The following is a 25,480-nucleotide window of genomic DNA, read 5'->3' as shown; positions in this document are numbered from 1 at the left end:
ATTATTTAGTTGAACGGGGCGCCTGAATGCCAAACCGTTCCATCTGCGTCCACTGCTTTTCTTCCGAGAGAATATGCGCTTCATAGTCTCCCAGCAGGTCAAAGTGCGGGTAGTCGTCCCGGTAATGGATCCAGCCGGCCTTCAACCCGTACTGCCTGCCCCAGCGGGCGAGCGTTTCCACATCCCGGCAGGAGGCTTTCGTCACCGTGTCACAGTCGGGAAAACGCGGGTCATACCAGTAATGCGTCAAGAGGGCCACTTCTCCCGCCGCGGCCTTTCGTTTCCAGGCTTTTAGTTCGTGGGCTTTAATGCCAAATGCCATCGTCTCCACCGCCTTTGGCAGAACCGGCGGCCGTGGACTCCGCCAGCCGGCTGTACGCCTTATGCCAGTCCGGCAGTGCCCTTCGGATAGCTACCGGTTTGAACGTTTCCTTGCGGACGCACACGTGGCTTGAAAACGCCCGGATGCACGTCTGTCCTTTGGCGTTAGTCACAATATACCCATATTTTACACGCACTCCGTCATAAGAATCAATCCACGTTTCAATTTCCACATCCTCGCCGTAGACGGCCGGCGTTTCGTAATCGATGTTAATGCTGAGCACCGGAAACAAATAGCCGGCCCTTTCAATATCCGGATAGTAAAAGCCCATCTCCTTCATATGGTGCGTGCGCCCGATTTCGCACCAGACCACATAGGAACCGTGATGAACGATTCCCATCTGGTCCGTTTCAGCATAACGTACTTCAATTGGTGTATGAACGCTCTTCATGTCCTTCTTCTCCTTCAGATTTCACCCGTACTTCAATCGCATGCTTCACGTCTTCAGCCGTCAGCTCATGCAGGTCTTCATCATTCTTTTCCGACTGGAACAGCCGGAAGGCCTGCTGCTGAAAGATTTCTTCGGCCACGTCTTCGGCGAGCCGGGCGTTGCCGTCCGTGTTCGAGACAGCGTACCTGCTCTCAAGCAGCTCGCGCGCCTCCGGCTCAAAATGATAGCCAAAACGCTCCACCGAACGCTCTGTAATCTCCGCCAGATCCTCCGGCGTGTACGGCGGGAAGTAAAAGGTTTTTTTAAAGCGGGATTCAAGACCCGGATTCATTTCAAGCAGCTGCTTCATCGGATCCGGATAGCCGGAAAGTACAACCACCAGATTTTCGTCGTGCTTGGTCATTTCTTCGACGAGGGTATCCAGCGCTTCCCGGCCGAAGTCGCTCCGCGAACTCGACATCAGGGCGTATGCTTCGTCAATAAACAGCACCCCGCCGAGGGCCTCCCGGACCTTCCGCTTCGTTTTTGCGGCCGTCTGGCCGACATACTCGGCCACCAGGTCGCTGCGGCCGGCCACAATGCAGTGCCCCCGTTTTAAAAAGCCGTATTCCTTCAGGATGCCGGCATACACCTGGGCAAGCGTTGTCTTGCCGGTGCCCGGCGGCCCGGAAAAGACGGTGTGCAGCTGAATCGGCACGGTCGGGGCTCCTTCTTCGCGGCGCTGCTGCTGTACGCGGATAAAGGAGGCGAGCTTTTTCATTTCCTGCTTCACGTGGTTGAGACCGATAAAGTCATCAAGCTGCTGGACGGCGGAGCGTTTGTCCTTCGGCTGCTCGCCTTCAGGTTCCTCAATATCTCCGGCCGTCAACAGCGAAAAGTCATCGATGCCGATATAGTCCTGATTGCCGATCGCCGCCCCTTTTTGGAAAATGCTGTCGAGCACAATGTTTTTGACTGTCCGCCCGTTGCCGAACGTTTCATCCACCTGTTCTTTTTCGATCCGCTCTTCAAGCACCCGCTTGCTTTCCTCGCTTAGGAAAAAGTCGTTTTCAAGCGCGACTTTCTCCCCGATCTCCATCAGCTCATCCATGCTGTAGTCGGGCAGATGGATATGATTGCTTTCCGGAAACCGGCTGCGAAGCCCCGGATTGGCATGCAGGAACTGCCGCATTTCCTCCGGGTAGCCGGCCAGGATAACCGCGAACGTGCCGGCATATTCCCCGCTCGTCATCGCAGACACCAGGGTGTCAATCGCTGTTTGTCCAAAATCGTTTCCGGCCATGCCTTCGCGTTTTAAGCTGTAGGCTTCGTCGATGAACAATACGCCGCCGACCGCTTCCTTGATCAGCGCCATCGTCTTTTCCTCGGTCTGGCCGACATACGAGCCGACAAGCCGCGAACGGTCGGTTTCTAGCACTTCATCGCGCTGAAGCAGGCCGAGCTGGTGATAAATTTTAGCAAGCAGGCGGGCGAGCATCGTTTTGCCCGTGCCGGGGTTTCCTGTCAGAATCATGTGAAGGCTTCGTTCATCCTTCCACTGGTACCCCTGCTCCTTCCGCCGCTTCTGGTACTGCAGGTAATGATACATGTTATGCACACGGGACTTCACGCCGTGCAGGCCGATCATGTCATTCAGCTCTTCCAGCGGATCGGTATACTCCTCGCCCACCTTCGTGAGCGAGCTCGATGCTTCGTTCCACTTTTCCTTCAGCTGCTCCACATGGCTGATCGCTTCTTTGATTTCGCGGACGGCCTCCGGCGAATAAAAGGACCCCGATGCAGTGTCCATGTAGGTCTGCGTACTTGACGCCAGCCGCTCACACGCCTGCTTAATGTTTTCAAGCAGAAACGGAAGCTCCCGCAAATGCTCGTTTTCCACTTCGTTTAAAAAGTCTACTGTCAATTCTTCCGGATTCCACGTATCGAGCGTATCGTCCAGGTACTGGATCATCTGCCGGCACTGCTCCCGCAGCTGTTCAGCCACCCGGTAGCGGGCCGACGCCGGGTCCGTTTCGCGAAGCGGCGTCAGCTGGGTATCCAGAATGTTTTCCTGGATGCTGTCGATCCGCTCCATCGGCCGCAGCTGCTGCAAAAGCGGCACCGTGTCATCGAGCTCTTCTGCTTTTTGCAGCCAGTTGCGGATCATCGGATCAAACCGGCGCTGGTGCTTCCACCGGTCTCTGGCCATCAGGGCGTACACGCGGGCGCAGCCGGAAGGCTGATCGCTCTCCTCGAGCGTCCGGATGCACTCATAGGCCCGTTTGACCGTAATGTTGTTTTCTTCTTTTTCCCATCTATCGATTATATCGTAAATATTATTTTGCTCATTAATTTGCAATAAAGGCACCCCCTATCGGGAAAAGGACGAAAATGAGTAGTCATCTTTATCGTATTCCCTGGTTGAACACGCGTTAGTCCTCATTTTTATTATAAGAGGTTGAGAAAGGTGTGACAAATTTTATCATTACGGTATGTGAAATTTTTAATTTATGTAAGACAAAGCCCCCGGCGAACCGGAGGCTTCATTACACCATTACTGGCTTCGTTTTGCCTCTGCTGCTTCAAGGTTGTTACGAAGCACCATCTGCAGAATACCACCGTGACGGTAGTAATCCATCTCAACGTCACTGTCAAAACGGGCGACCACCTGGAAGGTAGTCGTTTTGCCGTCCTCGTCAGTGGCTACGACGTCGATCATGTCGTGCGGCTTTACAGTATTATCAATTTTCACATCGAAATGCTCTTCCCCGGTCAAACCAAGGGAATCAGCGTTTTCCCCTTCCTGGAACTGCAGCGGGAGCACGCCCATCAGCACAAGGTTACTGCGGTGAATACGCTCGAAGCTTTCCGCAATAACGGTCTTAATGCCGAGCAGGTTTGTTCCTTTTGCTGCCCAGTCACGGGAGCTTCCCATGCCGTAATCTTTGCCGGCCATTACAAGCAGGCCAGTGTTTTCCTCTTTGTATTTCATCGCTGCATCATAGATGGACAGCACTTCGCCGTTCGGCCAGTAGGTCGTATAACCGCCTTCTGTGCCAGGAGCCAGCTGGTTTTTAATCCGGATGTTGGCGAATGTTCCACGCATCATCACTTCATGGTTACCGCGGCGGGAACCGTAGGAGTTAAACTGCGCCGGCTTCAGGCCTTTTTCCATCAAATAACGGCCGGCCGGGCTGTCTTTTGCGATGGACCCTGCCGGAGAAATGTGATCGGTCGTAACCGAGTCGCCAAATTTCGCCACGGCCCGCAGAGCAGTCAACGGTTTAATGTCTTCCGGCTCCTTGGACATTTCTTCAAAGAACGGCGGGTTTTGAATGTACGTGGAATCATCGTCAAAGTCGTACAGCTCTGCATTTTCGTCCGATTGCAGCTCGTTCCAGCGCTCGTTATTGTCAAAGACATTCTCGTACTCTTCTTTAAAGAGGTCCGGAGACACGTTTTGCGTGATAAAGTCTTTGACTTCGGCGGCGGATGGCCACAGGTCGTTAAAGTATACGTCGTTGCCGTCTTTGTCCTTGCCGAACGAATCACGGTACATGTCGAAGTCAACCGTACCGGCCAGCGCGTACGCGACAACAAGCGGCGGCGATGCCAGGTAGTTGGCTTTGACAAGCGGGTGGATCCGTCCTTCAAAGTTACGGTTACCGCTCAGCACAGAGGAAACGAGGAGATCGCTGTCTGTGATCCCTTTTTCGATCTCTTCGAGCAGCGGGCCGCTGTTGCCGATACACGTCGTGCAGCCGTAGCCGACCAGGTTGAACCCGAGATCGTTCAGATACGGCATCAGGCCGGAGTCGTCGAGATAGCGGGTAACAACCTTGGAGCCTGGAGCCAGCGACGTTTTTACGTATTCCGGTACTTCAAGCCCTTTCTCCACCGCGTTACGGGCGACAAGGCCTGCCCCGATCATTACGTATGGATTGGACGTGTTCGTACAGCTGGTGATGGCTGCGATGGCAAGCGCCCCGGTTTTCATCGTCGACGTTTTGCCGTTTGGATGTTCGATGGTCGCTTCGTTGTCGATCTCCTCCGGAGACAGGCCGAATCCCTGGTTGCCGGCTGGAGCCGTCAGCGCCTCATTGAACTGTTTTTTCATGTCGGATAACGTAATCAAATCCTGCGGGCGCTTCGGACCGCTCAGGCTTGGTTCAATATCCGCGAGGTCAATTTCAATCACCTGGGTGAACTGCGGTTCTTTTTCGGACGGATCAAAGAAGATGTGGTTGTGCTTGCAGTAGTCTTTCACAAGCTGCACGTGCTCTTCGTCGCGTCCGGTCAGGCGCAGATAGTTGAGCGCTTCTTCGTCGACCGGGAAGAACCCACAGGTCGCGCCGTATTCCGGTGCCATGTTGGAAATCGTCGCGCGGTCAGCAAGCGGCATTTCCGCCAGGCCTTCGCCGAAGAATTCCACAAATTTGCCGACCACGTTCGTTTCCCGGAGCCGCTGGGTAACGCGCAGCGCGAGGTCTGTCGCTGTTGAACCATTCGGCAGGGAGTTTACGAGACGAACGCCGACCACTTCAGGAGCCGGGAAGTAGGACGGCTGCTGCAGCATGCCCGCTTCCGCCTCGATACCGCCAACACCCCAGCCTAGAACGCCGAGGCCGTTGATCATGGTCGTGTGGGAGTCCGTACCGACGAGCGTATCCGGATACGTGTCCACTTCGCCGTTTTCAGTTTCTTTCGTGTGTACGACGGAGGCAAGGTATTCCAGGTTCACCTGGTGCACGATGCCTGTAGCCGGCGGTACAGCGCTGTAGTTGTTAAACGCTTTGGTCGCCCAGCTGAGGAGCTTGTAGCGCTCTTCGTTTCTCGAAAATTCAAAGTTCATGTTCTGGTTCAGCGAGTCATTAGTGCCGTAACGGTCCACCTGTACCGAGTGGTCCACCACAAGGTCAACTGGAATTGCCGGGTCGATGACATCCGCGTCTCCCCCGAAATCATTCATTGCTTTTCGCAGTGACGCAAGGTCCACCACTGCCGGAACCCCGGTAAAGTCCTGGAGAATAACACGGGATGGTTTGAATGGTACGTCCTGCTTGGATCCTTCTTCGGAACCCCATTTTGCTAAACTTTCTACGTGTTCCTGTTTAATTACGTGGCCGTCCAACTGTCTTAGTACAGATTCGAGCAGCACACGAATGGAATATGGCAGCTTCGATACATCGCCAACTCCTGCATCCTGAATAGCTTTAATGTCGTAATAATAATACGTTTTGCCATTCGATTCAAAAGCCTTGCGAGCATTGAATACGTCTTGATTTTGAGCCATATGTACCCCTCCTTCTTGATCTATTATACAACAATCCAATAACGTTGTCGAAAAAGTAGATGAGGATAAGCAGAAAGGTCTGCAGCTGTATTACTTCACTGCCGCCTTTCCTGATCTGTTTCTCGACCCACTTTCATAGAATAGCAAAACTTTCCTCAAAGATAAATATTTTCGGATAAAAATTCGGAAAACGCTTGCCTCTTTTTTCGTTTTTCAGAGGCCAAGCAGCTTTTTCCACCACGGTTTTTTCCCGTCCGCTTCCGGTTTGCCGCCTTCTGTATCCGGCTCGTCCTCGGCAAACACGTCCTCGCGGTCAATGGCCGTGTCGGAGGCGACGACCAGGCCGTAGGTGCCCTCCGGCTCATCGAGCGTGACGCGCCGGTAAGGCACGCGGCGGGTCTCGGCTGCTTTCCGGTACGGCCGCAGGGCCTCAAGGCTCAGATGACCGTCGACAAGCACTTCTGCTGCCTTCCGGTCGTGCATCGCGTTCAGCACTTCCTGTCGTATTCCCTTTTCCATTACCTGTTTTTTCGTCAGCGCGAGGATGACGCGTTCGCGGTACGTGTCGAGGTACAGGCGGCGCTCCGCTTCATTAGGCAGTTTTTTGCCGTGTATTTCATTTTGGAGGTGTTCGTTTACATCATTGGACATGGTCACTTCTCCCTTTCGTTAAGATGAATGGCGGGAAGGCACGGAATCTCCGGTCTCTCTCTCGCGCCGCAGCACTTTTTCCAGCTGCTTGTACTTTACGGCCATATACACGCGCCACGGGACGAGCATGGCAAAGGCGAGCAGAAAGAACATGCCGGCAAGCACCGCCGGCTCGATCGCATCGCCGATAATCAGCTTAATGAGCGTCCGGACAATCAGCAGGCCCACCAGAATAAATGAAAAGGCCTTGGAGCGGCGCACAAAGATCTCGCGTTCCCGGATTTCAAAGGACGTGGTTGCCATCAGCAGAAACGAAAAAACAAATCCAACTAAGAGTGCCTCCCCGATTTCCATTCCGGTGGGACGGGCCGGAGGATAAACAAACATTAACGCTCCCGTCGCCATGAAAAACGGCGGCAGCACGATTTTTTTAAATGTTGCCGGCTGTTTGATGGCTTTCATGCGGATAACAATCACGACTGAAGCCATAAAAAAAGCCGTCAGGGTCGTAATAATCAGCAGTGTATTCACTTCGGCCGCCTTCCTTTCTATAAAAATAGGGTGTATCACATGAAGGCTTTCCTGCCTTTATGATACACCCCGCAGCGGCGGCTCGCAATTGTTCCCGCTTTTATCTTACTTCTTCATTTTCGTGCTGCAGTCGGTACATTTTTTCGTACAGCCCTCCGGAGGCAAGCAGCTCCTGGTGCGTGCCACGTTCGGCAATTTCCCCCTGGTGCAGGACGATGATCTGGTCCGCGTGCCGGATCGTGGACAACCGGTGCGCAATCATGATGGTTGTCCGGTTTTTTACGAGGCTCGCAAGCGCCTGCTGGATCACCGCTTCACTTTCGCTGTCGATATTGGCCGTGGCTTCATCAAGCACGAGCACCTTCGGGTCATGGGCGACTGTACGGGCAAACGTAATCAGCTGTTTTTCGCCATTAGAAAACGAGCTTCCCCGCTCGCCTACCTGCTCGTCGTACTGGTTCGGCAGTGCTTCAATAAACCGGTCCGCGCCGACGAAAGCAGCGGCCTGCCGCACTTCCTCGTTGCTTAGCCCGTGATTGTGCATCGCAATGTTTTCCCGCACCGTGCCGGTAAACAAAAACGGATCCTGCAGCACGAGCCCGACGTGCCGGCGCAGCGCCTGTTCCGGCCAGCGCTGCAGATCCTTTCCGCCAAGAAAAACCGTGCCGGTATCGTAGTCATAAAACCGGAGCAGCAGGTTAATGATGGAGCTTTTACCGCTGCCGGTGTGGCCGACGATCGCGATCGTTTCGCCCTCTTTGACCGACAGGTTAATGTCGCGGAGGACCGGGTGCTCGCCGTCATAGCTGAAGGTCACATGCTCAAATTCGATTTCCCCGCTCGGGGACGCCTCCCCCGTTTGGCGTTTGTGCCCGGCGGCCGCTTCCTCTGTCGTGATATCCATTAAATGAAACACCCGGCCGGCGGAAACGATCGACTGCTGATACAGCGACATCTGCTGCATGATTTCATTGACCGGTTCAAAAAAGCGCTCAAAATAATTGACAAAGGCATAAATCACCCCGACCTGCACAGCCCCTTCCAACGACAAAATGCCGAAATAGGAGAGCACGCCGATAAGCGCAAGCACCGATACGAGATCGATCGCCGGACGAAGCAGCAGGCCGTCGATCTTCATGCTTTTCAGCCCGGCTTCGTAGTGGGCATCATTAATACCGGAAAATTCCTGTTTCATCCGGCTTTCCTGCCGAAACAGCTGAATGACCGACATGCCCTGAAGGCTTTCATTAATCTTCGTATTCAGCCGGCTCAGCTTGCCGCTCATTTCCCCGTAGTACCTGGAGCTGTAGCGGCGGTAAAGCGCCATTAACATAAGCAGGAGCGGCATGATCAGTATCGCTGCCGCTGCCAGCCGGACGTCCAGAAAGAACATCGCCACAAGTACGCCGATAAGAAACACCCCGTTTTGAATAAACGTGGAGAGCACTTCCATATACAGCTCCCGGATACGCTCGGTGTCGTTAGTAATACGGCTTACGAGCGCCCCCGAGGGTGTCTGGTCGTAAAAACGCATCGACGCGCCCTCGACGCTCGAAAACACGTCGACCCGGATCTGCTGGATGCTTTTCAGGGCAATCCGCTGAAACCAGTAGGTGTGAAAGTACACCATCACCGCAGAAAGAACGGTAGCTGCCGCAAATACCGACGCCAGCCACGTCAATTCGCCCGCGGGGAACACGCCCGGGGTCACGTAGCTGTCAATGAACACCTTCACGAGATACGGGCTGAGAAGCTCCGCTCCAACGCCGATCACTAGAAACGTACAGGCCGACGCCAGCAGCCATTTGTGTACAGCTGCGTACTTTAACAGCCGCTTGACGATCGCCCGCTGCTCCTGTTTGGTTAATACTTTATCCTCATGCAGCATCAGCGGTCCCCCCTTTCCACCTGAGCCTTCAGCTCTTCGCGTTTCACCATTTCTGCATAAATGCCCCGGGCTTCCATCAGGGCCTGGTGGGAGCCGTTTTCGACGACGGTACCGTTTTTCAGCACCCATACCGCGTCCGCTTCTTTCACCGTGCTCATGCGGTGCGTCACGATAAAGGTCGTTTTGCCCTCCCGCTCCCGTTTCAGCGCTTCGAGAATCTGCTGCTCGGTAGTTGCGTCCACGGCGGAAAGGGCGTCATCCAGGATAAGGATTTCCGGGTTTTGAAGAAGCGCCCGCGCAATCGAAATGCGCTGCTTCTGCCCCCCGGAAAGCGTGACCCCGCGCTCTCCAACCGCTGTCGCATAGCCCTGGGGAAGCGCCACGATATCGTCATGAATGGCTGCAAGGCCCGCCGCGCGCTGAATGTCCTGCTGGGTGGCTTCAGGGTTAGAAAAGGCGATATTGTCCGCAAGCGTCATCGAAAATAAAAAGTGCTCCTGGGGCACGTTTCCAAACGCCAGGCGGTACGTATCCAGATAATAGGCTTCCGCCGGCACTCCCCCGATTGTAATGGCCCCGTCCCCGCTTTTCAGCTCCCGCAGAAGCAGCCGTAAAAGCGTGGTTTTTCCGGCGCCGGTCCGCCCGACGATTCCGATCGTCTCTCCCGGCTGCACCGACGCACGGATGCCGTGAAGCGCCCTCGTTTCCGACCGCGGGTAATAAAACTCGTCTATGTCTATCTGCACCGCCCCGGCCGGTACGTCCTTCACCCCGGCCTTTTGGTCGGTAATATCCGTCCGCTCGGCCATCAGCTGCCGAATACGGTCATACGAGGCGTGGCCGCGTTCAATAATATTAAAAAACCACCCGAACGCAAGCATCGGCCAAATCAGCATGCCCAAATAAACACTGAACGTCGTCAGCTGGCCGATCGTGATGGTCCCATCGGTTACATATCCGGCCCCAAAGCCAATCGCAAGCAGGTAACACACCCCGATAATAAGTGTGATGGTCGGGTCAAACAGGGCGTCAATCCGGGCCACCCGCTCGTTTTTATCCACGACGTCCCGCGACTGCTCGTCAAAAGCCTGAATATCTTCTTGTTCGTAGCCGAACGTTTTCGTCACTTTCACCCCGGAAATGCTCTCCTGCGTCCGGTTGTTCAACTGGGAAAAGGACTGCTGGGCGTCACCAAACCGCTGATGCAGCAGGTGGCCGTACCAGCTCGTCAAAAGCGCCATCAGCGGCATCGGCAAAAGCGTGATCAGCGTCAGCTGCCAGCTGATCCCAACCGCCATCGCCAGTACCACGAAGCCTCCCATGACGAGCGAATCCACAATCGTTAAAACCCCCTGGCCGGCCATCATCTGCACCGCGGTAATATCATTGGTCGCGTGCGCCATCAAATCCCCGGTCCGCTTCCGTCCGAAAAAATCACTGCTCATCCGTGTAAAGTGCTGATACAGATTGTAACGAAGCGTGCGCCCGAGATGAAGCGAGGAACCAAAAATCATAATACGCCATACGTACCGGAGAACGTACATGCATATCCCTGCCGCCATCATCGCTCCCATCCAGCCGGCAAGCATGTCCGTGGTCAGGCGGTTCTGCTCAATGGCATCCACCACTACTCCGACCACATACGGCGGCAGAAGCGACAACAGCGCCACAATAATAAGCAGCAGGATCCCAAAGCTGTACTTGAACCGCTCCTGCCAGAAAAACCAGCGTAAATCCCAAAAAGCGCGCATCCGGTTGTCCTCCTCTCTATGGATAAAAAAGCACCCTCCAGAAGCTAGAAGGGTGCTGATCGTTATTTCTTATCTTGTTGTCGCTGCATTGCTTTCATCATTTGGTTGATCTTCTTCTGGGACGGATTCTGCCCCATCTGCATCATCATGACGCGCAGCATTTGTTCATTAATAGGAGGATTCTTTTTCAAGTAGTTCATCATCGTTTTTCTTGCGATAAAGAAACCGATGGCTATACCAACCAGTAAAATGACAATGCCGATAATTGTTAACCATAGCCAGCCCATGTGTCTTCTTACCCCTTTCCCGAATACCTAACATATATGTGTGTGTTGTTAGCGTCTCTAAACAGACCTTGTTTATTATAACGCATTCTTTTGGGTAAAGAAAGCATCGATTCGAAAGTCCCCGAGCCTGTTCCTCTGTTTTTCTTTCGGTTAAAAATAGGAGAAAGCAGCCCGCAGGCTGCTTTCTTCACAAACACTGCTATTTTTTGATCAGCTGTCTGGCTGCTTCGGCCACCTTGTCGGGGGTGAAGCCGTACTTTTCCACGACTTCCCCGCCCGGCGCGGACGCCCCGAAGCGGTCAATGCCGTACACGGCGCCCTCGGCGCCGACGTACTTGTACCAGCCGAAGGAGGAGCCCATTTCCACGGCCATCGCCGGCACGCCGTCCGGCAGCACCGAGCGGCGGTAGTCCTCGGACTGATGGTCGAAGGCGTGGAAGTTCGGCATGCTGACGACATTCACCGTCCAGCCGTCTTCCTGCAGCCGGGCTTTCGCGTCCACCGCGAGCGACACCTCGGAGCCGGAAGCGACGAGCAGCAGGTCCGGGCGCTCGGCCTGTTCGCCGATCACGTACGCTCCCTGGCGCACGCCTTCCACCGCTTTGTCCTTCGTGTCTTCGAGCGTTGGCACGCCCTGGCGGGTCAGCACCAGCGCCGTTGGCGTGGTTTCGCTCTCCATCGCCACGCGCCAGGCCGCGACCGTTTCGTTGCCGTCCGCCGGCCGGATCACGTTCAGGTTCGGAATCGCCCGGAGCGCGGCCAGCTGTTCCACCGGCTCGTGGGTCGGGCCGTCTTCGCCGACCGCGATGCTGTCGTGGGTGAACACGTGCGTGAGCGGAAGCTCCATGAGCGCGCTCAGGCGCAGGGCCGGCCGCAGGTAATCGGAGAACACGAGAAACGTCGAGCCGAAGGGCTTCAAACCGCCGTGCAGCTGGATGCCGTTCACAGCAGCGGCCATCGCGAATTCCCGGACGCCGAACCAGATGTTGCGCCCGGTGTAGTCGTAGCGGCTGAAATCGTTCTCCGCTTTGATCAGCGTTTTGTTGGAGCCGGCCAGGTCCGCCGATCCGCCGAACAGGGACGGCACCGCGGCCGCTACTTCCTGCAGCACATCACCCGACGCAGCCCGGGTGGCTGCTTTTTCATCGGTGAAGACCGGCAGCTTCGCGTCCCATCCGTCCGGGAGCTCGCCGGCGATCGCCTGCTCGAGTTCGCTGCCCAGTTCCGGATTGGCCTCTTTGTAGGAGGCGAACAGCTCGTTCCATGCCTGTTCGGCTTTCGCGCCGGAGGCTTTCACTTCCGCAAACAGCTCGGTCACTTCCGGCGGGACATGGAACGCGTCGTAGTCCCACTGGTAGGCTTCTTTCACCAGGTTGTATTCCTCATCGCCGATCGGCGCGCCGTGGGCCGCATTTGTGCCGCCTTTGTTCGGCGCCCCGTACCCGATCACGGTCTTCACTTCGATCATGGACGGTTTCGGGGACTGCTTGGCTTCTTCAATCGCTGCCTCGAGGGCCGCCACGTCGTTGCCGTCTTCGATCAGGATGGTATGCCAGCCGTACGCCTCGTAGCGCTGCAGCACGTTTTCCGAAAACGACTGGTTCAGGGCGCCGTCCAGGGAGACATCGTTGGAGTCATACAGCACCACCAGGTTGCCAAGCTGCAGGTGGCCGGCCAGCGACGCCGATTCGGAGGACACGCCCTCCATCAGGTCGCCGTCGCCGCAGAGCACGTACGTGAAATGGTCCACCACGGCGTGATCGTCCGTGTTGTACTTGGCCGCCAGGTGGCGTTCGGCCATCGCCATGCCGGTGCCCATGGCCAGTCCCTGCCCGAGCGGGCCGGTCGTTGCTTCCACGCCCGGGGTGTGGCCGTATTCCGGATGCCCCGGTGTTTTGCTTCCCCACTGGCGGAAGTGCTTGAGTTCGTCAAGCGACAGGTCGTAGCCGCTCAGGTGCAGCATGCTGTATAGAAGCATCGATCCGTGGCCGGCCGACAGCACGAAGCGGTCGCGGTTAAACCAGGACGGGTTGCCCGGATTATGGTTCATGGATTTGGTCCAGAGTGCGTAGGCCATCGGCGCGGCGCCCATCGGAAGCCCCGGGTGGCCCGACTGGGCTTTTTCGATGCTTTCGATGGACAACGTCCGGATCGTGTTAATTGCTAATTGTTCTGTGCTAATTGCCATGCATATGTCCCTCCACAGTATGTATTTTTATGGAAACCCGTGCCACTCAAGTGGCTCAGCAGGGGGTTCCGTGTACATGTACGTTTTTATGATAAAGGTTTTAAAACGATTACACAAGCGGGTTAGCGGAGAAAGAACAAAATCAAAAGGCCTGCTCTTTTTCAAGACCAGGCCTCCTTTTCTTAATGCCGGAAGCTGCGGTTCCGTCGTTTCACACGTTCAAGCTTGTTCGGAGTGACATCCGTGCCTTCTTCGTCCACCACTTTGACGTTTTCGAGCTGGTTTTTGAATGAAGAACGGAATTTGCTTAAATATTCTTGGCGCAGCGCGTGCTGTTCCTCTTCTTCTTCCGCTGTCAGCCCTGTCGATTTCTGACGTTTGGCCAACTCATTAATCCGGTCAATTTTTTCTTTCGAAAGCATAAGTTGCCTCCCTTAAATTGTGCGTTCCTTATTCATTATATTAAAAACCTGGCGCTCCCGCAAATAAATCACTGCTGCTCTGTTTCGGCCGCCTGCTTTTCGTGTTCTTTATAACGGCGGTGCACCGTCGCTTTGGAAATATCGTAGCCGAGGCCGCGGAGCGTAGAGGCAATATCTTTAAACGTCAGCTCCCGCTGCTTCAGTTTAACAATTTCTTCAATGGGCACTTCTTTTTTCTTTCGCCCGCCGCTCCGGTTCAGTCCGAAGTTTTCCTCCGGATGATAGCCGTTTTCCACCGCCCGCTGCATCCCCCGCTTAATTTTGAAATTATGGAGCCGGCGCTGGTGTTCTTCGACGATGGACAAAATATCCATAATCATATGGTCAGTATCCGCAATTTCGAGCTCTCCGTCCTCTTTTACCGTATAGATGAACGTGCCCCGTTTCTGCAGTTCGTGAAGCACGGCGATTTTGGCATTTCCACGTCCAAGCCGCGTATCGTCCGTGATTAACAGCGTATCCGCTTCGGTATCATCAAGAAGCTCAAACACGCGGAGAAGCCCGTCCCGTTCCACCGAATAGCTGCTTTCCTGTTCGGTAATGACCTGCTGCACAGCCCAGCCATTCGCGGCCGCAAGAGCCTCCAGCTCTTCCTGCTGCCTGGCAAGCGAGGACTGCTGTTCTTCTTTTTCCGTACTTACCCGGGCATAGATAATGCATGTTTTCATGTCTTTGCGGTCCTTTCCGTTCGGGTTTTACTGTTCGGGAGCGTCAAATGTCACTGTCCGTTCCCACGGCTCTTCCTGGTAGACTAACTTGTCTTTTAAAACCGGATGCTGTTCTTCATGGACGATTTCTGCCGGCCGGTCTGTATCCGTGCCGTCCAGCGTTTCCGGAGTGATTGAAGCGTCCGCTGAATATACCAGAAACATAAGCGCAAATGCAAACAAGGCAAGCATGGTCCAGTCCGTGGAAGTAAAAGTTTTTAGTTTATTCATGTGTGCGTTCCCCCTTAATGAGAATGTATGTTCTTATATTCATCCAGTATACCAGAATGCCTGTTCCCGTCAACAAAAATATTAGAACGGGTGTTTGCGTTTTTGTTCCCCTCATGCTATACTTTATTCAGAAAAATTCCTCAAAAGGAGGTGCGGAGATGAAGCTATCCAAGCGCCAGCAGCAAATTCTTGATTATATAAAAGAAGAAGTAAAAGAAAAAGGCTATCCGCCTTCGGTACGGGAGATCGGGGAAGCTGTCGGACTCGCTTCGAGTTCCACGGTTCACGGGCACCTCGCCCGCCTTGAAAACAAAAATCTAATCCGCCGCGACCCGACAAAGCCACGGGCGATTGAAGTACTTGAGCTTGAAGAACAGGGCAGCGAGCCGATTCACGAAAGCAAAGCCGTGTATGTTCCGGTCATCGGTAAAGTCACGGCCGGGGAGCCTATTACTGCGGTGGAAAATGTTGAAGAATACATCCCTCTTCCAGAGCGGATGGTGACCGATGAGGAGCAGGTCTACATGCTTACCATCCAGGGTGACAGCATGATTGAAGCCGGGATTTTTGACGGGGACCTTGTCGTTGTTCAAAAACAGCAGACCGCAGATAATGGCGATATCATTGTTGCAATGACAGACGAAATGGAAGCGACGGTTAAGCGGTTCTATAAAGAAGAAAACTTTATCCGGCTGCAGCCTGAAAATGCCACCATGGATCCAATTATTTTAGAAAACTGTACGATACTCGGCAGAGTCACCGGCGTTTTCCGCACCATCTTTTAATCCCATAAAACAGGGCGCCTGCACTGAATGCAGGCGCCCTGTTTTGTTCTATCTCCGAAAAGCAAGCGTCCGGTAATCCGTAATGATTTCGTCCTTTTCGATATCCCGGTCGGTTATTATTACCACCGTGGCTGCCGTAATGTTTTCCCGTTCAATAAATTCAAGCCCCCGGTGCCAGAGCCACTCATACACCGTCATCATGTCTACGCTGAGCTCATTTTTCTGGAGCGCTTCTGCCGTAATCTGCATCGACAGCAGCAGCTGACCGCGCTCAAAAATGTGGAGCACCGGTCCATTGAAATGTTCCGACTCTCCCGGGCTCCCTTCATACGGTCCCTGGTAAAAGTCAAGCAGGCGTGCCATCACGATTGCCCCCTTTAACGACTTCAGCACTGAGCTGTGCCCGAAGCTCGTTTTTCGATTGGTGAATTGTGATTCCTTTTCCCGGCGCCCTTCCTGCTAAACCCGAAATTTCACTGCCGCGCCTTCCGGAGGTTACTCGTCAAGCCATTCTTTAATCTGCTGTTTGTCGTTATCATCAAGGTTGCCTTCCTGGATCCAGTAGTTCACCAGCTTCATCATACCCTGCTTGGACAGTCCCACGCGGCTGCTGTCGGAGGGATGGCTGCTGATATCCGTTTTTCCGTACTGGTAAATGGAGACGTACGGCGCCTCCGCGTGGTTTAAATTGTGCAGGTCCTTTTTTTCAAAATGCAGCATGTGTATGCCCCTTTCTCTTTTCCGGAATGATTACAAATATGAGCCTGTATGCGCGCAAGCGTCTACCACAAAAAAGAGCCTCCCGGGAAGGAAAGCTCCGTTTAACCGCTACATGGATTTAGAATATGGTTTGTGACAGATCGAGTGATCGATCGTTTCATCGGACTCCCCGCTGTATACACAATCACAGGTGTCTAATACGTAAGTATGCTCTTTGGCGTGAATGACCTGACTTCCCTGATGAAACAGCAGTTTTTCATCGGCCGGCTGAAAATCACTCATCGAATGAAGCACCACTTCATAGCCGTCGGCGTATTCAATCACCTTGTAATGAATTTCATGACCGTCACTGCTGTACGTCACCTGCGGCTGCGTTCTGCATTTGAATTCCACTAAAGCCACTGTCATCCACCCCCTCTACTTATTTATACCACAGTTTTTTCCGTTCGAGAAGCCACCTGCCCGTTTTTTCTGAAAGAATTTCCCTGTCCGCGAGCGAAAAGCTCCTCCTGCGGCTCTCTCTGCCAGTTCTCCCCTTGTTTCTTCTATATAATAGAAGCAAAAAGCACCCTCTCAGATCGAGGGTGCTTCAAAATCCCGTAGTAAATTCTCATACGCTTTGTTTACTTCGCCGTCCGTGACGTCCTGCACAGTTATTACCAGGCGTTTTCTTTCCTCCGGCTGTTTGCTGGTCAGATAATCGATACCGATCTCCCATAACCATTCCGGCACGTTTTCTTCCTTTAAACTTGCTTCAGCTGCCATCGCCGAGGTAGTCACCTGGACGAGCAGCTCCAGTTCTGTTTCGTGATACACTTCGAGCGATTCACCGGCAAAATGGAGCGGGCGTACCCGGTAGCCTTTCCAGCCTTCCCGGGAAAAATCCGGTTCCTGTGGCATAGTCATCCTCCTTAGATCCGATTTTTAATGAAGGGATTAAGACTGTTCCTGAAGCGCGCTGCTTCCTTCAAGCTCTATATTTTCCTCATCCGCCCGGGTGATGTACACCTGGCCGCCAAAATGAAAGCCTTCCCCGGTCCGGAAAAACAAATCCAGCGCGGGAGAAGCGCTGTTGAATGCCTGATAGAAAAATTCTTTGTTTTCACAGTCCATAATGGACACTGTCCAGCGCTCCAACGGTCCTTCTCCTGCGTAGAGCTTGCCATCGTTTATATGAATTACTTCATTTGTAGTAACTGTTTTAATAGATTCCAGCGTTAATGTCGGCATTGCATCCTCCTGGGTTTTATGGTTGCTGTCTGCTTCCATTCCCGTCCCAGGCGGTGGTTCAATCTTCAAATTTCTTCGCATTCACCAGCGTCTATGAAAAAAGGCGGCTGGTTTAACACCGCCCGCCGGATACGTTCAGGTTATTCATCTACCTGGCGCTTATATTCTTCAAACAGCTCCCGGCCTTCTTTTGTGATGGCAATGCCGCTGTAGACCGCCTCTTCCTTTTCCCCGGAAGCGTCGGCGTACGTGACGTAGCCGTGCTCGACAAGCTCCTGGAAACGATCCTGCTCGATTTCATCCACCGGCGACCATTCCGCTCCAATTTCTCCCCGTTCCACTCTTCCGGCCAGCTGGGCCATCGCTTCTTTTCTTGGACTCATGTTTTTCTCTCCTTTCCAATCATCGATCTTCTTTTCACAGCTATAATCCCCTATTTTACGCGTATTAAACGTCCATCGGGAGGCCAGCTATATAAAAAACGAACGGCAGCCCCAGCTGCCGCCCTCGTTCCAGGCACTCGCTACACCTGCACCAGTTCGTCAAGGCCGTCCAGGTGGCAGTGCTTCTTATCGCTGCCTTCGATATTCTTAAATTGAACGAGCCCCTGGTACTCCGCTTCTTCAGTTTTGATCCGGATGCTGATGCTGTCTCGGCCGGTAAATTCCTCGGAAAATTGCTGCTCGACATTATAAATGGCGATCGTCCAGGCACTTTCTCCGATTCGATCGGGATCAGATGTTTCCAGATACAAGTATGCCGATTCAAACTGCAGTGCCGATTCGTCCAATATAATTTCGTTAATTTCCTGCGTTTCCTGTTTCATGTTTGTCGCCCCTTCACTCTAATAGGTGCTGCCGGTCCATCATTTTTCTCGCTTCCTACTATGCTATTACACCTGGATGCCGGTTTAAAACCATCAACTCGAAGCACCCGGCTCACTCTTTCCACTTGTGAACAATATAAAAAGCAACCGCCGGCACCGGAAACTGGGTTAACCCCCACAGGCTCCACTTCCATTTGGGTTTTCCTTGTTTTTCCGCTTCCCGGTAAAGCCACCAGGCCTGCAGAAGCAGTAGCGGCAGCAGCAGCCAGGCAGAATTTCTTTTCTTTTTCATAAACATCTTCCTCTCTAACAAAAATGGGAGGTGCTCGTCTCATTATACTACGCCCGGGCTTTTAAACGCCCGTATCAATAAAAAAACCGGACTTTATCAAAAAGTCCGGCCCGAGCCCGGGTAATCACAGGCCCGTCCAAAAGCTGCCCAGTAAAAAGCAAAGCTGTTTTACATATTGTCCTTATCCTTCCAGTGTTCATTCAGCACCGGGAGATCGCTCACCACGGATATAATCCGTTCATTTTCCCGGAAATTACGTATACCGCCCAGCAGTTCTTCTTCGGTGTTAAAAATATGTTTCTCCCTGTCCGGAAACATTTCCTTAATGTCTTTTTCCGTCCCTACGAATACTTCGTTGCCTTGTTCATCGATTACATACGAAAATTGAGAGATAACACAAGCTCCTTTCAACTTCTGTCCCGCCCAAAGCATAACACTCCTGCACCCCCTTGCATAGGAAATGCCAGGCAGCCATCACCATCCGCACACAATCCCTGCTCCAATAGATAATCCGTATCCGTAAAGCAACAACCATGCCTTGTCTTAAAAATAAAACATTAATCAAACTACACAAGCAACAAATCATCAACATATTCAACACACCAATGTGTATATAAAATAAAACACCAGTAAAAATTGTTTAGTTTCAGCTACTTGGCGCCTGGATATAAACTACGGCTAATACAAAATATACGTGTTTCCATGGAGAGTCATTGTTTTCTGGTCGAAGGGCACATAAATCCGGTCATACTTTGGGGAAAACGAGCTGTCGTCGAGCGCATGTACGTCAAACACCACTCCCTCATCGGTTTCCCACGTCAAACAGTGCAATAGACTGCCTTCATCGCTTAACAATACCTGAACATAACGAACGTGACGGTTAACATACACGACAGCCATCGTTCTTCCCCCTCTCTTTAATAATACTCCAATTTCAAGTAATAAAGTACTATTATTTTTCAATTTATGAATTTTATTTTATGATTCTTTTTAACCTGTCACGGGCTTCGGAAATTATTTTAGTGTATTAAATTTGAAACATTAATGACTGTTTATTATTGTATATTTTTAAACAAAAATTAAAAGCGACAATTTAATAACACAAAAAACAGCCGAAATATATCGGCTGCCACTGTTGTTTTTATTCTTCAATATAAGGAAGCAGTGCTTGCTTAAATAAAAGCGACACTTGTTCTTCATCAAATGCCATGCCTGTTTCTGTTTCCCACCTGCATGAATTTAAATCTTTCAAATAAGCGCTGCGGGGCCGGACGTCACTGACGTTGTAGGCAGAGTCATTAATGCGGATTTTAAAGCTCATTTCCAGAAAACCTTTGCGGGTGAAAATGTCGCCGGACTCAACAATGAGCTCGGAAACCCCGTAAAAATATTTCACATGCTTGTGGCCTTTAACCTTTTCCACTTTTAAATCCGACCGGCCGTTGATGGTGCCCATTAATTCATCAAACATGCCTCTCAGCTGCTCCGAGCAGTCACGTATGCTTTCCATCTGCTTTTCTTCCTCCACCGTGGACGCGTTTTTTTTGTTCTGCCGTGCGGTGCTTGATAATTGGTGAATCCAGTTGTCCATGTGCGGCTCCTCCTTTTATCGCAGAAATTTCATTTTGCTGTTAACGTCATCATCGAGCGGGGCATAGGCGCCTTCGATGTAGTGCCACTTGATCAGGAATTTTGCACGGACGAACTTTTTCTCGCGCTGGGTCTGCAGCAGCTTTTCTCCGTCATCATTTTCATCAAGCTCGGCTTCTATTTCGTGCTCGATCCATACTCCCATTTCATCAATGGAATCTATTTTTACGATAATAAATTTTTCCATGCTTTTAGGAGGAAGAATCAGATTCAGCACTTTGTCTTCCTTCGCTATATCCGCAAGCGCGATCCTGATATTTTTCCCTATTGAATTATGAAATGACATAGTTGCCTCCTATAAGGTTTTTTTAACCGCTGATCAGTACCCGTTGTCCTCAAATTCCTTCAAAAGATTTTCGTAGGAAGTAATCAACGTCCCGTTTTCCATATCTGCTTCTGTAATAACCATCCGCTGGCGGTCGCCAGGATTATTGTTTTCCAAATAATCGATGCCAATGTCCCACAGCCAGTGCAGCATATCGTCCGCGTCCGGGCGGTGCGGTGATTCCACCGCCTCGTCGGTCATCTGTATAAGCAGCGCCAGGCCGTCGAAATCCAGTATCTCTATGGAATGTGAAGCGTTCAGCGCATTCGGGAAAAACGGGCGGTATTCGGGATGCTCATAATACGTGTCCATAAAAAAATCCTCCTTTCATACTCAGGCGGCAGAGGCGGGCTGCCATTTTTGCCATTGAAAAAGCACCCCGCCCGGGATGCTTATTAGTATTTGCTAATTTTCCCCTGGCCTTTGATGACGATATTTCCTTCTGCTTCTTCGTTATCGGTTTTGGAGGCTTTGCCCTTGCCTTCGTACTCCACCAGAGCGTTATCTTTCATGCGGAATTCGTTTCCCTGATCGGAAAACAGCTCCATGCCGCCGGTGAAATTAATCAGCTCTGCCTGCCATGTATTGTCATCTTCGATCGTTAGTATGCCGCTTTCTATTGGAATTTCTCCTCTTTTATCGCACGTGATAAACTGAAATTCTACTTTTTCCATTTCTCATATGCCTCCTCCGTAAGCTGTAGGATAGTAGGGCTTTGTTCTGCCGTTCTTCCTAATGCTTGTCTTTCCCTGTTCCGGCAGAATTAAAAACCTGAATCATGCTTTTTGGAATTGAGCAGATGTGCCTGACAGCAGCTCGCTCTGCTACAGTTTTTTCGCCCAGACGATCGTATCGTGGACAGCTCTGGCCTCGTGGCGCAGATCGTTGCTTTTTTTCATTCTGTCGATCCTCACAAGTACGGTAGCGGCATGGAGCTTTCCCTCAAACCGCTCCGACAGCTCGTCTGCTACCTTCAGTTCATGGGATTTTCCCCGGTCCTTCAAATAGTCGACAATCAATTTGTCCAACTGCTTTTTCTGCTTTTTATTCACGTCCCTGCCTCCTTTAAAATACGTTTCATGGTCGTTAATCCCTTTTACCCGCTTTTACTGCCGTAGTAATCATTTTGCTGATTAGTTAACATAATTATATTATGGAAATAAACCCATAAAGAGCGCCCCTTTTAAAGAGACGCTTCGGAGCTTTACAGTCGTTCCACGAGGGCGACGACTTCTGCCGCTTCCGTATTTTCTCCAAACATCGTGTACTCAATATCGATCACCCTGAATTTTTCATCCGGCTCCAGAGCCACCGTTTCACCGATGCGGGGAATAAAGCTTGTTCTCTGTTCCTTTCTGATCTCGTTTTCTCCCTGTACAGCTAATTTAACGTTTGCCTCATCCATGCGGAGGAAAGGCTCCTTTCCGTTCGTGATTTTATTGTGCCAGCCATTCGCGTGCCTGCGCCTTTTCCGCCTGCCGGAAATACTTTGTCTCAATTCCGGGCAGGAGCGCCCCAAATGCTTCTGCTGCTTTTATGCCCTGTTCATCACTGACAAACGCCATTTTTTGAAATTCCTTTATGCGCCGCAGCCACTTCAGATCTTCGCCTATTGCCTGAAGCGTCATCCCTTTCCAGTCAGTTACCATCACCAGCAGATGAATCGGGGTGTCGTCCTGCTTGACGGAGTGAAACCATTTACGAAACGTGTCGTAGTCTTCTTCTGTCAATTTCCCGCTTATTTCAATCTCCATGAAATGATCCGTTTCAGCAGCGGTAACGCTCAGCATGTTTAAGCACCTCCCATGCGTATTTACCGGTTGAATTCCCTGCTGCTTCCGGACTTAATCGGCCAATGTGTAATTTACCGTCCCCGGCAACAGGAAAACACCTGTATAAACGAGAAGTAGACAGTATATCCGATAAACTCAGGAGGAGGCAGATTATGCATACAATGAACGTTATTTTGGTTGCTGTAGACGGCTCCAGGGAAGCAGGTCATGCGTTTGAGGCGGCGCTTCCGATTGCCAAAGCCCAGGGATCCCAGCTTGTAATTACCCAGGTGATCAATCAAAATGCCCACCGGCCAATGAGTAACTACGACTCTTCAATTATCGGCGAAGCAGAAAACGAAGCCCGCCAGCGACTCGACCAATACAAAAAGCAGGCGGAGGAATTCGGTGTTATAGACGTTGTGGCTGACATTGAATACGGCTCGCCGAAAATAACGATTCCGAGCGAGGTGGTGCCAAAATACCACGTCGATTTAATCGTGACCGGCGCTACCGGTTTAAACGCCGTCGAAAAACTTTTTCTCGGGAGCGTCTCCGAGCATCTGACAAAAAATGCCGGGTGCAGCGTAATGGTAGTGCGGCCCTAGGTTTTGTAAACGCTAAAAACCCCGGTGCCTGCCGGGGCACCGGGGAATTCAAATTGCTACAGGCGGCATATGTCACTTGAGCAGAGATTGTGCAGCGGGCAGTTGCACTGCCGGCGCAGGTAGAGCATATCGTGAATAACAATGAGGCCGTTCTCATAGGAGAGTACGCCTGCTTTTTTCCATTCGTTCAGGCAGCGGTTCACGCCCTCCCTCGACAGACCGATGTGTTCCCCGAGCTCGGCGTTGGTAAGCTTCAGCTGCAGCACGACAGTACCATTCTCGCGGGCGGCTCCGTATGTCGTGCTGAGCCGGATCAGCGTGGAAGCGAGCGCCCCGTTTTTGCCGTACAGCAGCAGATCCCGGAATTTTGACTGCTCCTTTAGCGTATTGCTGCCCATCCACCGCATCATTTTCAGGGAAAAGGCGCCGGAGTCTCTGATCAGCGCTTCGATTTCCGTTTTTTTGATCACGCCGACGGTGCTGGCGGCGGCAACTTTGGCGGAAAAATCATGGCGCACGGCCTGGAGGCTGCCGTATTCGCCGGCCAGGTCCCCGCGTCCGAGCAGCGTGATCGTCAGTTCCTTTCCGTCGCTCGTGCCTTTTTGGATTTTCACGGTGCCTTCATAGAGAAAATAGAAATAATCCGAAGGGTCTTCTTCTCGATACAGGTACGTGCCGGCCCGTTTATGCGCCAGGTGCGTGCGCGCTTGAAAACGCTCAAATTCTTCAGGAGACAGCAAACTTGCAAAAGATCCGTCCGGGTTTTCGTGCACTGGAAGACTTTGAAGGGGCCTGCCCATTATTTCCATCTCCTTCAATAGTGTTACTATGATACTATCAAAGGGGATTTTCAAAAAATATAAGGGAAAACCCTTAATTATTTTTTCCTGTTTTTTTAACACTTCATGGTTAATTGCCTGGGCAGTAGTTCCCGAAGCGCCTGGCCGTATGAACGTCTAACCATGCATAAGAAGGTGACAGTATGACTGCGATCGTTTTAGTAAGCAGGCGTCCGATTTACCGCAAAGCGTTACGAGCGCTGCTGGACGAAGCTTCTGACTTTACCGTCACCAGGGAAAGCTCCGGCTGGCCGCCTGCAGATGCTTTTCCGCCCAGCAGCCCGCAGACAGTCTGCGTCGTCGATGCCGGTACGATATCACCGACTCCGGCTATCGCGAGCCGCCCTTTACTTCCGGCCGTGTTTTTAGTCTCCGGGGAGGAAACGCCTGCGTTCCTGCAGCAGGTATACGAACGCGCCTCCACCGGGTGCCTGCTGCACACCGATTCCCTTGAAGATTTATACGGGGCTATCCGGGCTGCCGCCCGGCGCACGCGCTACACCTCGGCTTCCTTCCACGCGCTGATGCAGGCCCAGCACCTGCCTGCTTCCGTCCGCAGCCCGAGACGGCTCTCCCCGCGGGAGTGGGAGGTTTTGTACTATATAGCGCTCGGCTACGCCAATAAAGAAATTGCCCATACACTCGTGATCAGTGTGAAAACCGTCGAAGCCCACCGCACCAACCTGATGGAAAAGCTCGCGATGAAAACGAGAAAGGAACTGGTGGAGTACGCCTACCGGGCGGGGCTGATCCATTCCGGAAAATAGCTTACTGCTCTCTGTGCTCGAGCGGCTGCCGCACCACCAGTACGTCACAGATCGCCCGGTGCGCGATACCTTCTGCCACACTTCCAAGCAGCAGTCGCTCCGTTCTGTTCATGCCGGAGGCGCCGCTTACGATCAGGTCAATTTCATGCTGGATGGCATATTCCTGCGGAATAATCAGCTTGGCCGCCCCGTACAGCAGCGACGTCGTTACGTCTGCAACGCCGAGGCGCTCTGCTTCAGCTTTATAGTCCTCCAGCATTTTTCGGTCGTCGTCTTCGATCGTTCTTAGGATACGGGCATTCAGGGAGGTGGAATACAGCAGGTACGAGTTAAACACGTGTACGATAAACAGTTCTGCGCCTGTCTGGAGCGCGAGCTGGATGCCTTTTTCAAATGCCAGGCCCGCTTCCTCGGAGCCGTCCACAGCTACAAGAATTTTTTTGTACCCACCGGCGCTTTCCTTCCGGACGACAAGCACGTCCTCTCTGGCTTTCCGGAGAATGCCGCTCGACACACTCCCCATTACCAGCTTTTCCACGGTGCCCATCCCGGAGGCCCCGGTCACGATCAGGTCAGCGCCAAACTCCGGAGCAAGCTCTCTTGGCACCGCCGACTTGGGAGCGCCGGAGCGCAGCACCGTCTCCACCTTCGTCACGCCCCCGCTTTCGGCTTCAGCTGTAAACTGCTCCAGCATCGCTTCGTTCGTCTTTTTCGTTTCCTCCCAGGCGGATGGAACGTAATACTGAAACGCGCTGAAATCCCGTTCGTTCACCACGTGCGCCAGTACAAGCGTCGCCTCAAACCGGCCGGCAAGCATGACCGCCGTCCGGGCTGCCCGTTTCGCTTCGTCGGACCGGTCCACAGCAGCAAGAATGGTTTTATACATATCGCATCTCCTCTGTACG

The 25,480-nt window shown here is 52.5% G+C and carries 35 protein-coding genes; 3 read left to right on the top strand and 32 right to left on the bottom strand.

The annotated features are described in order from the left end of the window. Position 1 precedes the first annotated feature (1 nt). The 13 genes from B5066_RS13725 to B5066_RS13665 form a co-directional block, all read right to left on the bottom strand. Positions 2–322 (bottom strand): hypothetical protein, encoded by a 321-nt coding sequence (locus B5066_RS13725; protein ID WP_079476465.1) that lies wholly within the window; start codon positions 320–322, stop codon positions 2–4. Then, the gene (locus B5066_RS13720) at positions 306–773 is read right to left on the bottom strand and encodes an acyl-CoA thioesterase (protein ID WP_079476464.1); all 468 of its coding nucleotides are present in this window, start codon (positions 771–773) and stop codon (positions 306–308) included. The genes B5066_RS13725 and B5066_RS13720 overlap by 17 nt, the downstream gene beginning before the upstream one ends. After that, the gene (locus tag B5066_RS13715; protein WP_079476463.1) at positions 748–3,111 is read right to left on the bottom strand and encodes an AAA family ATPase; all 2,364 of its coding nucleotides are present in this window, start codon (positions 3,109–3,111) and stop codon (positions 748–750) included. Before B5066_RS13715 ends, B5066_RS13720 begins: the two co-directional genes overlap by 26 nt. 195 nt (positions 3,112–3,306) lie before the next feature. Continuing rightward, positions 3,307–6,045 (bottom strand): aconitate hydratase AcnA, encoded by a 2,739-nt coding sequence (gene acnA / locus B5066_RS13710; protein WP_079476462.1) that lies wholly within the window; start codon positions 6,043–6,045, stop codon positions 3,307–3,309. 213 nt (positions 6,046–6,258) lie between these two features. After that, complete coding sequence (locus tag B5066_RS13705) at positions 6,259–6,696, bottom strand: YueI family protein (protein ID WP_079476461.1); 438 nt, start codon at positions 6,694–6,696, stop codon at positions 6,259–6,261. A gap of 18 nt (positions 6,697–6,714) precedes the next feature. Next, positions 6,715–7,227 (bottom strand): CcdC family protein, encoded by a 513-nt coding sequence (locus B5066_RS13700; protein WP_261763924.1) that lies wholly within the window; start codon positions 7,225–7,227, stop codon positions 6,715–6,717. A 100-nt stretch (positions 7,228–7,327) separates the two neighbouring features. Further along, on the bottom strand, positions 7,328–9,115 hold the full coding sequence (locus B5066_RS13695; RefSeq protein ID WP_079476460.1) for an ABC transporter ATP-binding protein: 1,788 nt from the start codon (positions 9,113–9,115) through the stop codon (positions 7,328–7,330). Further along, positions 9,115–10,866, bottom strand: a complete 1,752-nt coding sequence (locus B5066_RS13690; RefSeq protein WP_079476459.1) for an ABC transporter transmembrane domain-containing protein — start codon at positions 10,864–10,866, stop codon at positions 9,115–9,117. The genes B5066_RS13695 and B5066_RS13690 overlap by 1 nt, the downstream gene beginning before the upstream one ends. Before the next feature lie 62 nt (positions 10,867–10,928). Further along, positions 10,929–11,153, bottom strand: coding sequence for a YneF family protein (locus B5066_RS13685; RefSeq protein ID WP_022792130.1), 225 nt, complete (start codon positions 11,151–11,153; stop codon positions 10,929–10,931). Positions 11,154–11,352: 199 nt separating this feature from the next. Further along, positions 11,353–13,341 carry a transketolase gene (gene tkt, locus B5066_RS13680; RefSeq protein ID WP_179124117.1) on the bottom strand — a complete coding sequence of 663 codons (1,989 nt, stop codon included), beginning with the start codon at positions 13,339–13,341 and terminating at the stop codon, positions 11,353–11,355. A gap of 182 nt (positions 13,342–13,523) precedes the next feature. Further along, positions 13,524–13,763 carry a DUF896 domain-containing protein gene (locus tag B5066_RS13675; protein ID WP_079476458.1) on the bottom strand — a complete coding sequence of 80 codons (240 nt, stop codon included), beginning with the start codon at positions 13,761–13,763 and terminating at the stop codon, positions 13,524–13,526. 68 nt (positions 13,764–13,831) lie between these two features. Beyond that, the gene (locus B5066_RS13670) at positions 13,832–14,491 is read right to left on the bottom strand and encodes a YneB family resolvase-like protein (RefSeq protein ID WP_079476457.1); all 660 of its coding nucleotides are present in this window, start codon (positions 14,489–14,491) and stop codon (positions 13,832–13,834) included. 27 nt (positions 14,492–14,518) lie between these two features. Then, complete coding sequence (locus B5066_RS13665; protein WP_079476456.1) at positions 14,519–14,761, bottom strand: hypothetical protein; 243 nt, start codon at positions 14,759–14,761, stop codon at positions 14,519–14,521. Between the two features lie 158 nt (positions 14,762–14,919). Between B5066_RS13665 and lexA the strand changes: the two genes are divergently transcribed. Next, positions 14,920–15,546 carry a transcriptional repressor LexA gene (lexA, locus tag B5066_RS13660; protein ID WP_079476455.1) on the top strand — a complete coding sequence of 209 codons (627 nt, stop codon included), beginning with the start codon at positions 14,920–14,922 and terminating at the stop codon, positions 15,544–15,546. 48 nt (positions 15,547–15,594) lie between these two features. Here lexA and B5066_RS13655 read toward each other — a convergent pair whose 3' ends face one another. The 17 genes from B5066_RS13655 to B5066_RS13575 all read right to left on the bottom strand — a co-directional run bounded on the left by B5066_RS13655 (position 15,595) and on the right by B5066_RS13575 (position 22,379). Then, positions 15,595–15,909, bottom strand: coding sequence for a hypothetical protein (locus tag B5066_RS13655; protein WP_079476454.1), 315 nt, complete (start codon positions 15,907–15,909; stop codon positions 15,595–15,597). Between the two features lie 132 nt (positions 15,910–16,041). Then, positions 16,042–16,266, bottom strand: coding sequence for a hypothetical protein (locus B5066_RS13650; RefSeq protein WP_079476453.1), 225 nt, complete (start codon positions 16,264–16,266; stop codon positions 16,042–16,044). Positions 16,267–16,374: 108 nt separating this feature from the next. Continuing rightward, positions 16,375–16,668, bottom strand: coding sequence for a hypothetical protein (locus B5066_RS13645; RefSeq protein ID WP_079476452.1), 294 nt, complete (start codon positions 16,666–16,668; stop codon positions 16,375–16,377). Between the two features lie 171 nt (positions 16,669–16,839). Continuing rightward, positions 16,840–17,166, bottom strand: coding sequence for a hypothetical protein (locus tag B5066_RS13640; RefSeq protein WP_079476451.1), 327 nt, complete (start codon positions 17,164–17,166; stop codon positions 16,840–16,842). A 36-nt stretch (positions 17,167–17,202) separates the two neighbouring features. Further along, the gene (locus B5066_RS13635) at positions 17,203–17,496 is read right to left on the bottom strand and encodes a hypothetical protein (protein WP_079476450.1); all 294 of its coding nucleotides are present in this window, start codon (positions 17,494–17,496) and stop codon (positions 17,203–17,205) included. A gap of 140 nt (positions 17,497–17,636) precedes the next feature. Beyond that, positions 17,637–17,879 carry a hypothetical protein gene (locus tag B5066_RS13630; protein WP_079476449.1) on the bottom strand — a complete coding sequence of 81 codons (243 nt, stop codon included), beginning with the start codon at positions 17,877–17,879 and terminating at the stop codon, positions 17,637–17,639. Between the two features lie 140 nt (positions 17,880–18,019). Continuing rightward, the gene (locus tag B5066_RS13625; RefSeq protein ID WP_079476448.1) at positions 18,020–18,322 is read right to left on the bottom strand and encodes a hypothetical protein; all 303 of its coding nucleotides are present in this window, start codon (positions 18,320–18,322) and stop codon (positions 18,020–18,022) included. 112 nt (positions 18,323–18,434) lie between these two features. Further along, positions 18,435–18,614, bottom strand: a complete 180-nt coding sequence (locus tag B5066_RS13620) for a hypothetical protein (RefSeq protein WP_079476447.1) — start codon at positions 18,612–18,614, stop codon at positions 18,435–18,437. 168 nt (positions 18,615–18,782) lie between these two features. Further along, positions 18,783–19,046, bottom strand: a complete 264-nt coding sequence (locus tag B5066_RS13615) for a hypothetical protein (RefSeq protein ID WP_079476446.1) — start codon at positions 19,044–19,046, stop codon at positions 18,783–18,785. Between the two features lie 246 nt (positions 19,047–19,292). Then, positions 19,293–19,514, bottom strand: coding sequence for a hypothetical protein (locus tag B5066_RS13610; protein WP_079476445.1), 222 nt, complete (start codon positions 19,512–19,514; stop codon positions 19,293–19,295). 241 nt (positions 19,515–19,755) lie between these two features. Further along, positions 19,756–20,205 carry a hypothetical protein gene (locus tag B5066_RS13605; protein WP_079476444.1) on the bottom strand — a complete coding sequence of 150 codons (450 nt, stop codon included), beginning with the start codon at positions 20,203–20,205 and terminating at the stop codon, positions 19,756–19,758. A 15-nt stretch (positions 20,206–20,220) separates the two neighbouring features. Next, positions 20,221–20,550, bottom strand: coding sequence for a hypothetical protein (locus B5066_RS13600; protein WP_079476443.1), 330 nt, complete (start codon positions 20,548–20,550; stop codon positions 20,221–20,223). Positions 20,551–20,583: 33 nt separating this feature from the next. After that, positions 20,584–20,901, bottom strand: a complete 318-nt coding sequence (locus B5066_RS13595) for a hypothetical protein (RefSeq protein ID WP_079476442.1) — start codon at positions 20,899–20,901, stop codon at positions 20,584–20,586. Positions 20,902–20,984: 83 nt separating this feature from the next. Further along, positions 20,985–21,263: a hypothetical protein gene (locus B5066_RS13590; RefSeq protein WP_079476441.1), complete on the bottom strand. Its 279-nt coding sequence runs from the start codon at positions 21,261–21,263 to the stop codon at positions 20,985–20,987. A gap of 150 nt (positions 21,264–21,413) precedes the next feature. Then, the gene (locus tag B5066_RS13585) at positions 21,414–21,641 is read right to left on the bottom strand and encodes a hypothetical protein (protein WP_079476440.1); all 228 of its coding nucleotides are present in this window, start codon (positions 21,639–21,641) and stop codon (positions 21,414–21,416) included. Between the two features lie 152 nt (positions 21,642–21,793). Further along, the gene (locus tag B5066_RS13580; RefSeq protein ID WP_079476439.1) at positions 21,794–21,994 is read right to left on the bottom strand and encodes a hypothetical protein; all 201 of its coding nucleotides are present in this window, start codon (positions 21,992–21,994) and stop codon (positions 21,794–21,796) included. Between the two features lie 31 nt (positions 21,995–22,025). Beyond that, positions 22,026–22,379 (bottom strand): SpoIIAA family protein, encoded by a 354-nt coding sequence (locus B5066_RS13575; protein WP_079476438.1) that lies wholly within the window; start codon positions 22,377–22,379, stop codon positions 22,026–22,028. A gap of 155 nt (positions 22,380–22,534) precedes the next feature. Here B5066_RS13575 and B5066_RS13570 point away from each other — a divergent pair, with 155 nt between their 5' ends. Beyond that, a complete protein-coding gene (locus tag B5066_RS13570; protein WP_079476437.1) occupies positions 22,535–22,969 on the top strand; it encodes a universal stress protein in 435 nt (144 codons plus the stop codon). A gap of 56 nt (positions 22,970–23,025) precedes the next feature. On the opposite strand, the gene B5066_RS13565 is transcribed toward B5066_RS13570, so the two are convergent. Beyond that, positions 23,026–23,769, bottom strand: a complete 744-nt coding sequence (locus B5066_RS13565) for a Crp/Fnr family transcriptional regulator (protein ID WP_158219139.1) — start codon at positions 23,767–23,769, stop codon at positions 23,026–23,028. 182 nt (positions 23,770–23,951) lie between these two features. On the opposite strand from B5066_RS13565, the gene B5066_RS13560 reads away from it, so the two are divergent. Then, positions 23,952–24,575, top strand: coding sequence for a response regulator transcription factor (locus tag B5066_RS13560; protein ID WP_079476435.1), 624 nt, complete (start codon positions 23,952–23,954; stop codon positions 24,573–24,575). Position 24,576: 1 nt separating this feature from the next. Here the strand turns inward: B5066_RS13560 and B5066_RS13555 are convergent, their stop codons facing one another. Then, a complete protein-coding gene (locus tag B5066_RS13555) occupies positions 24,577–25,461 on the bottom strand; it encodes a universal stress protein (protein WP_079476434.1) in 885 nt (294 codons plus the stop codon). Positions 25,462–25,480 lie beyond the last annotated feature (19 nt).

This window comes from Marinococcus halophilus (assembly GCF_900166605.1).
In the GTDB taxonomy this organism is placed as follows: Bacteria; Bacillota; Bacilli; order Bacillales; family Marinococcaceae; genus Marinococcus; species Marinococcus halophilus.
This window is presented reverse-complemented; position numbering and strand designations above follow the sequence as displayed.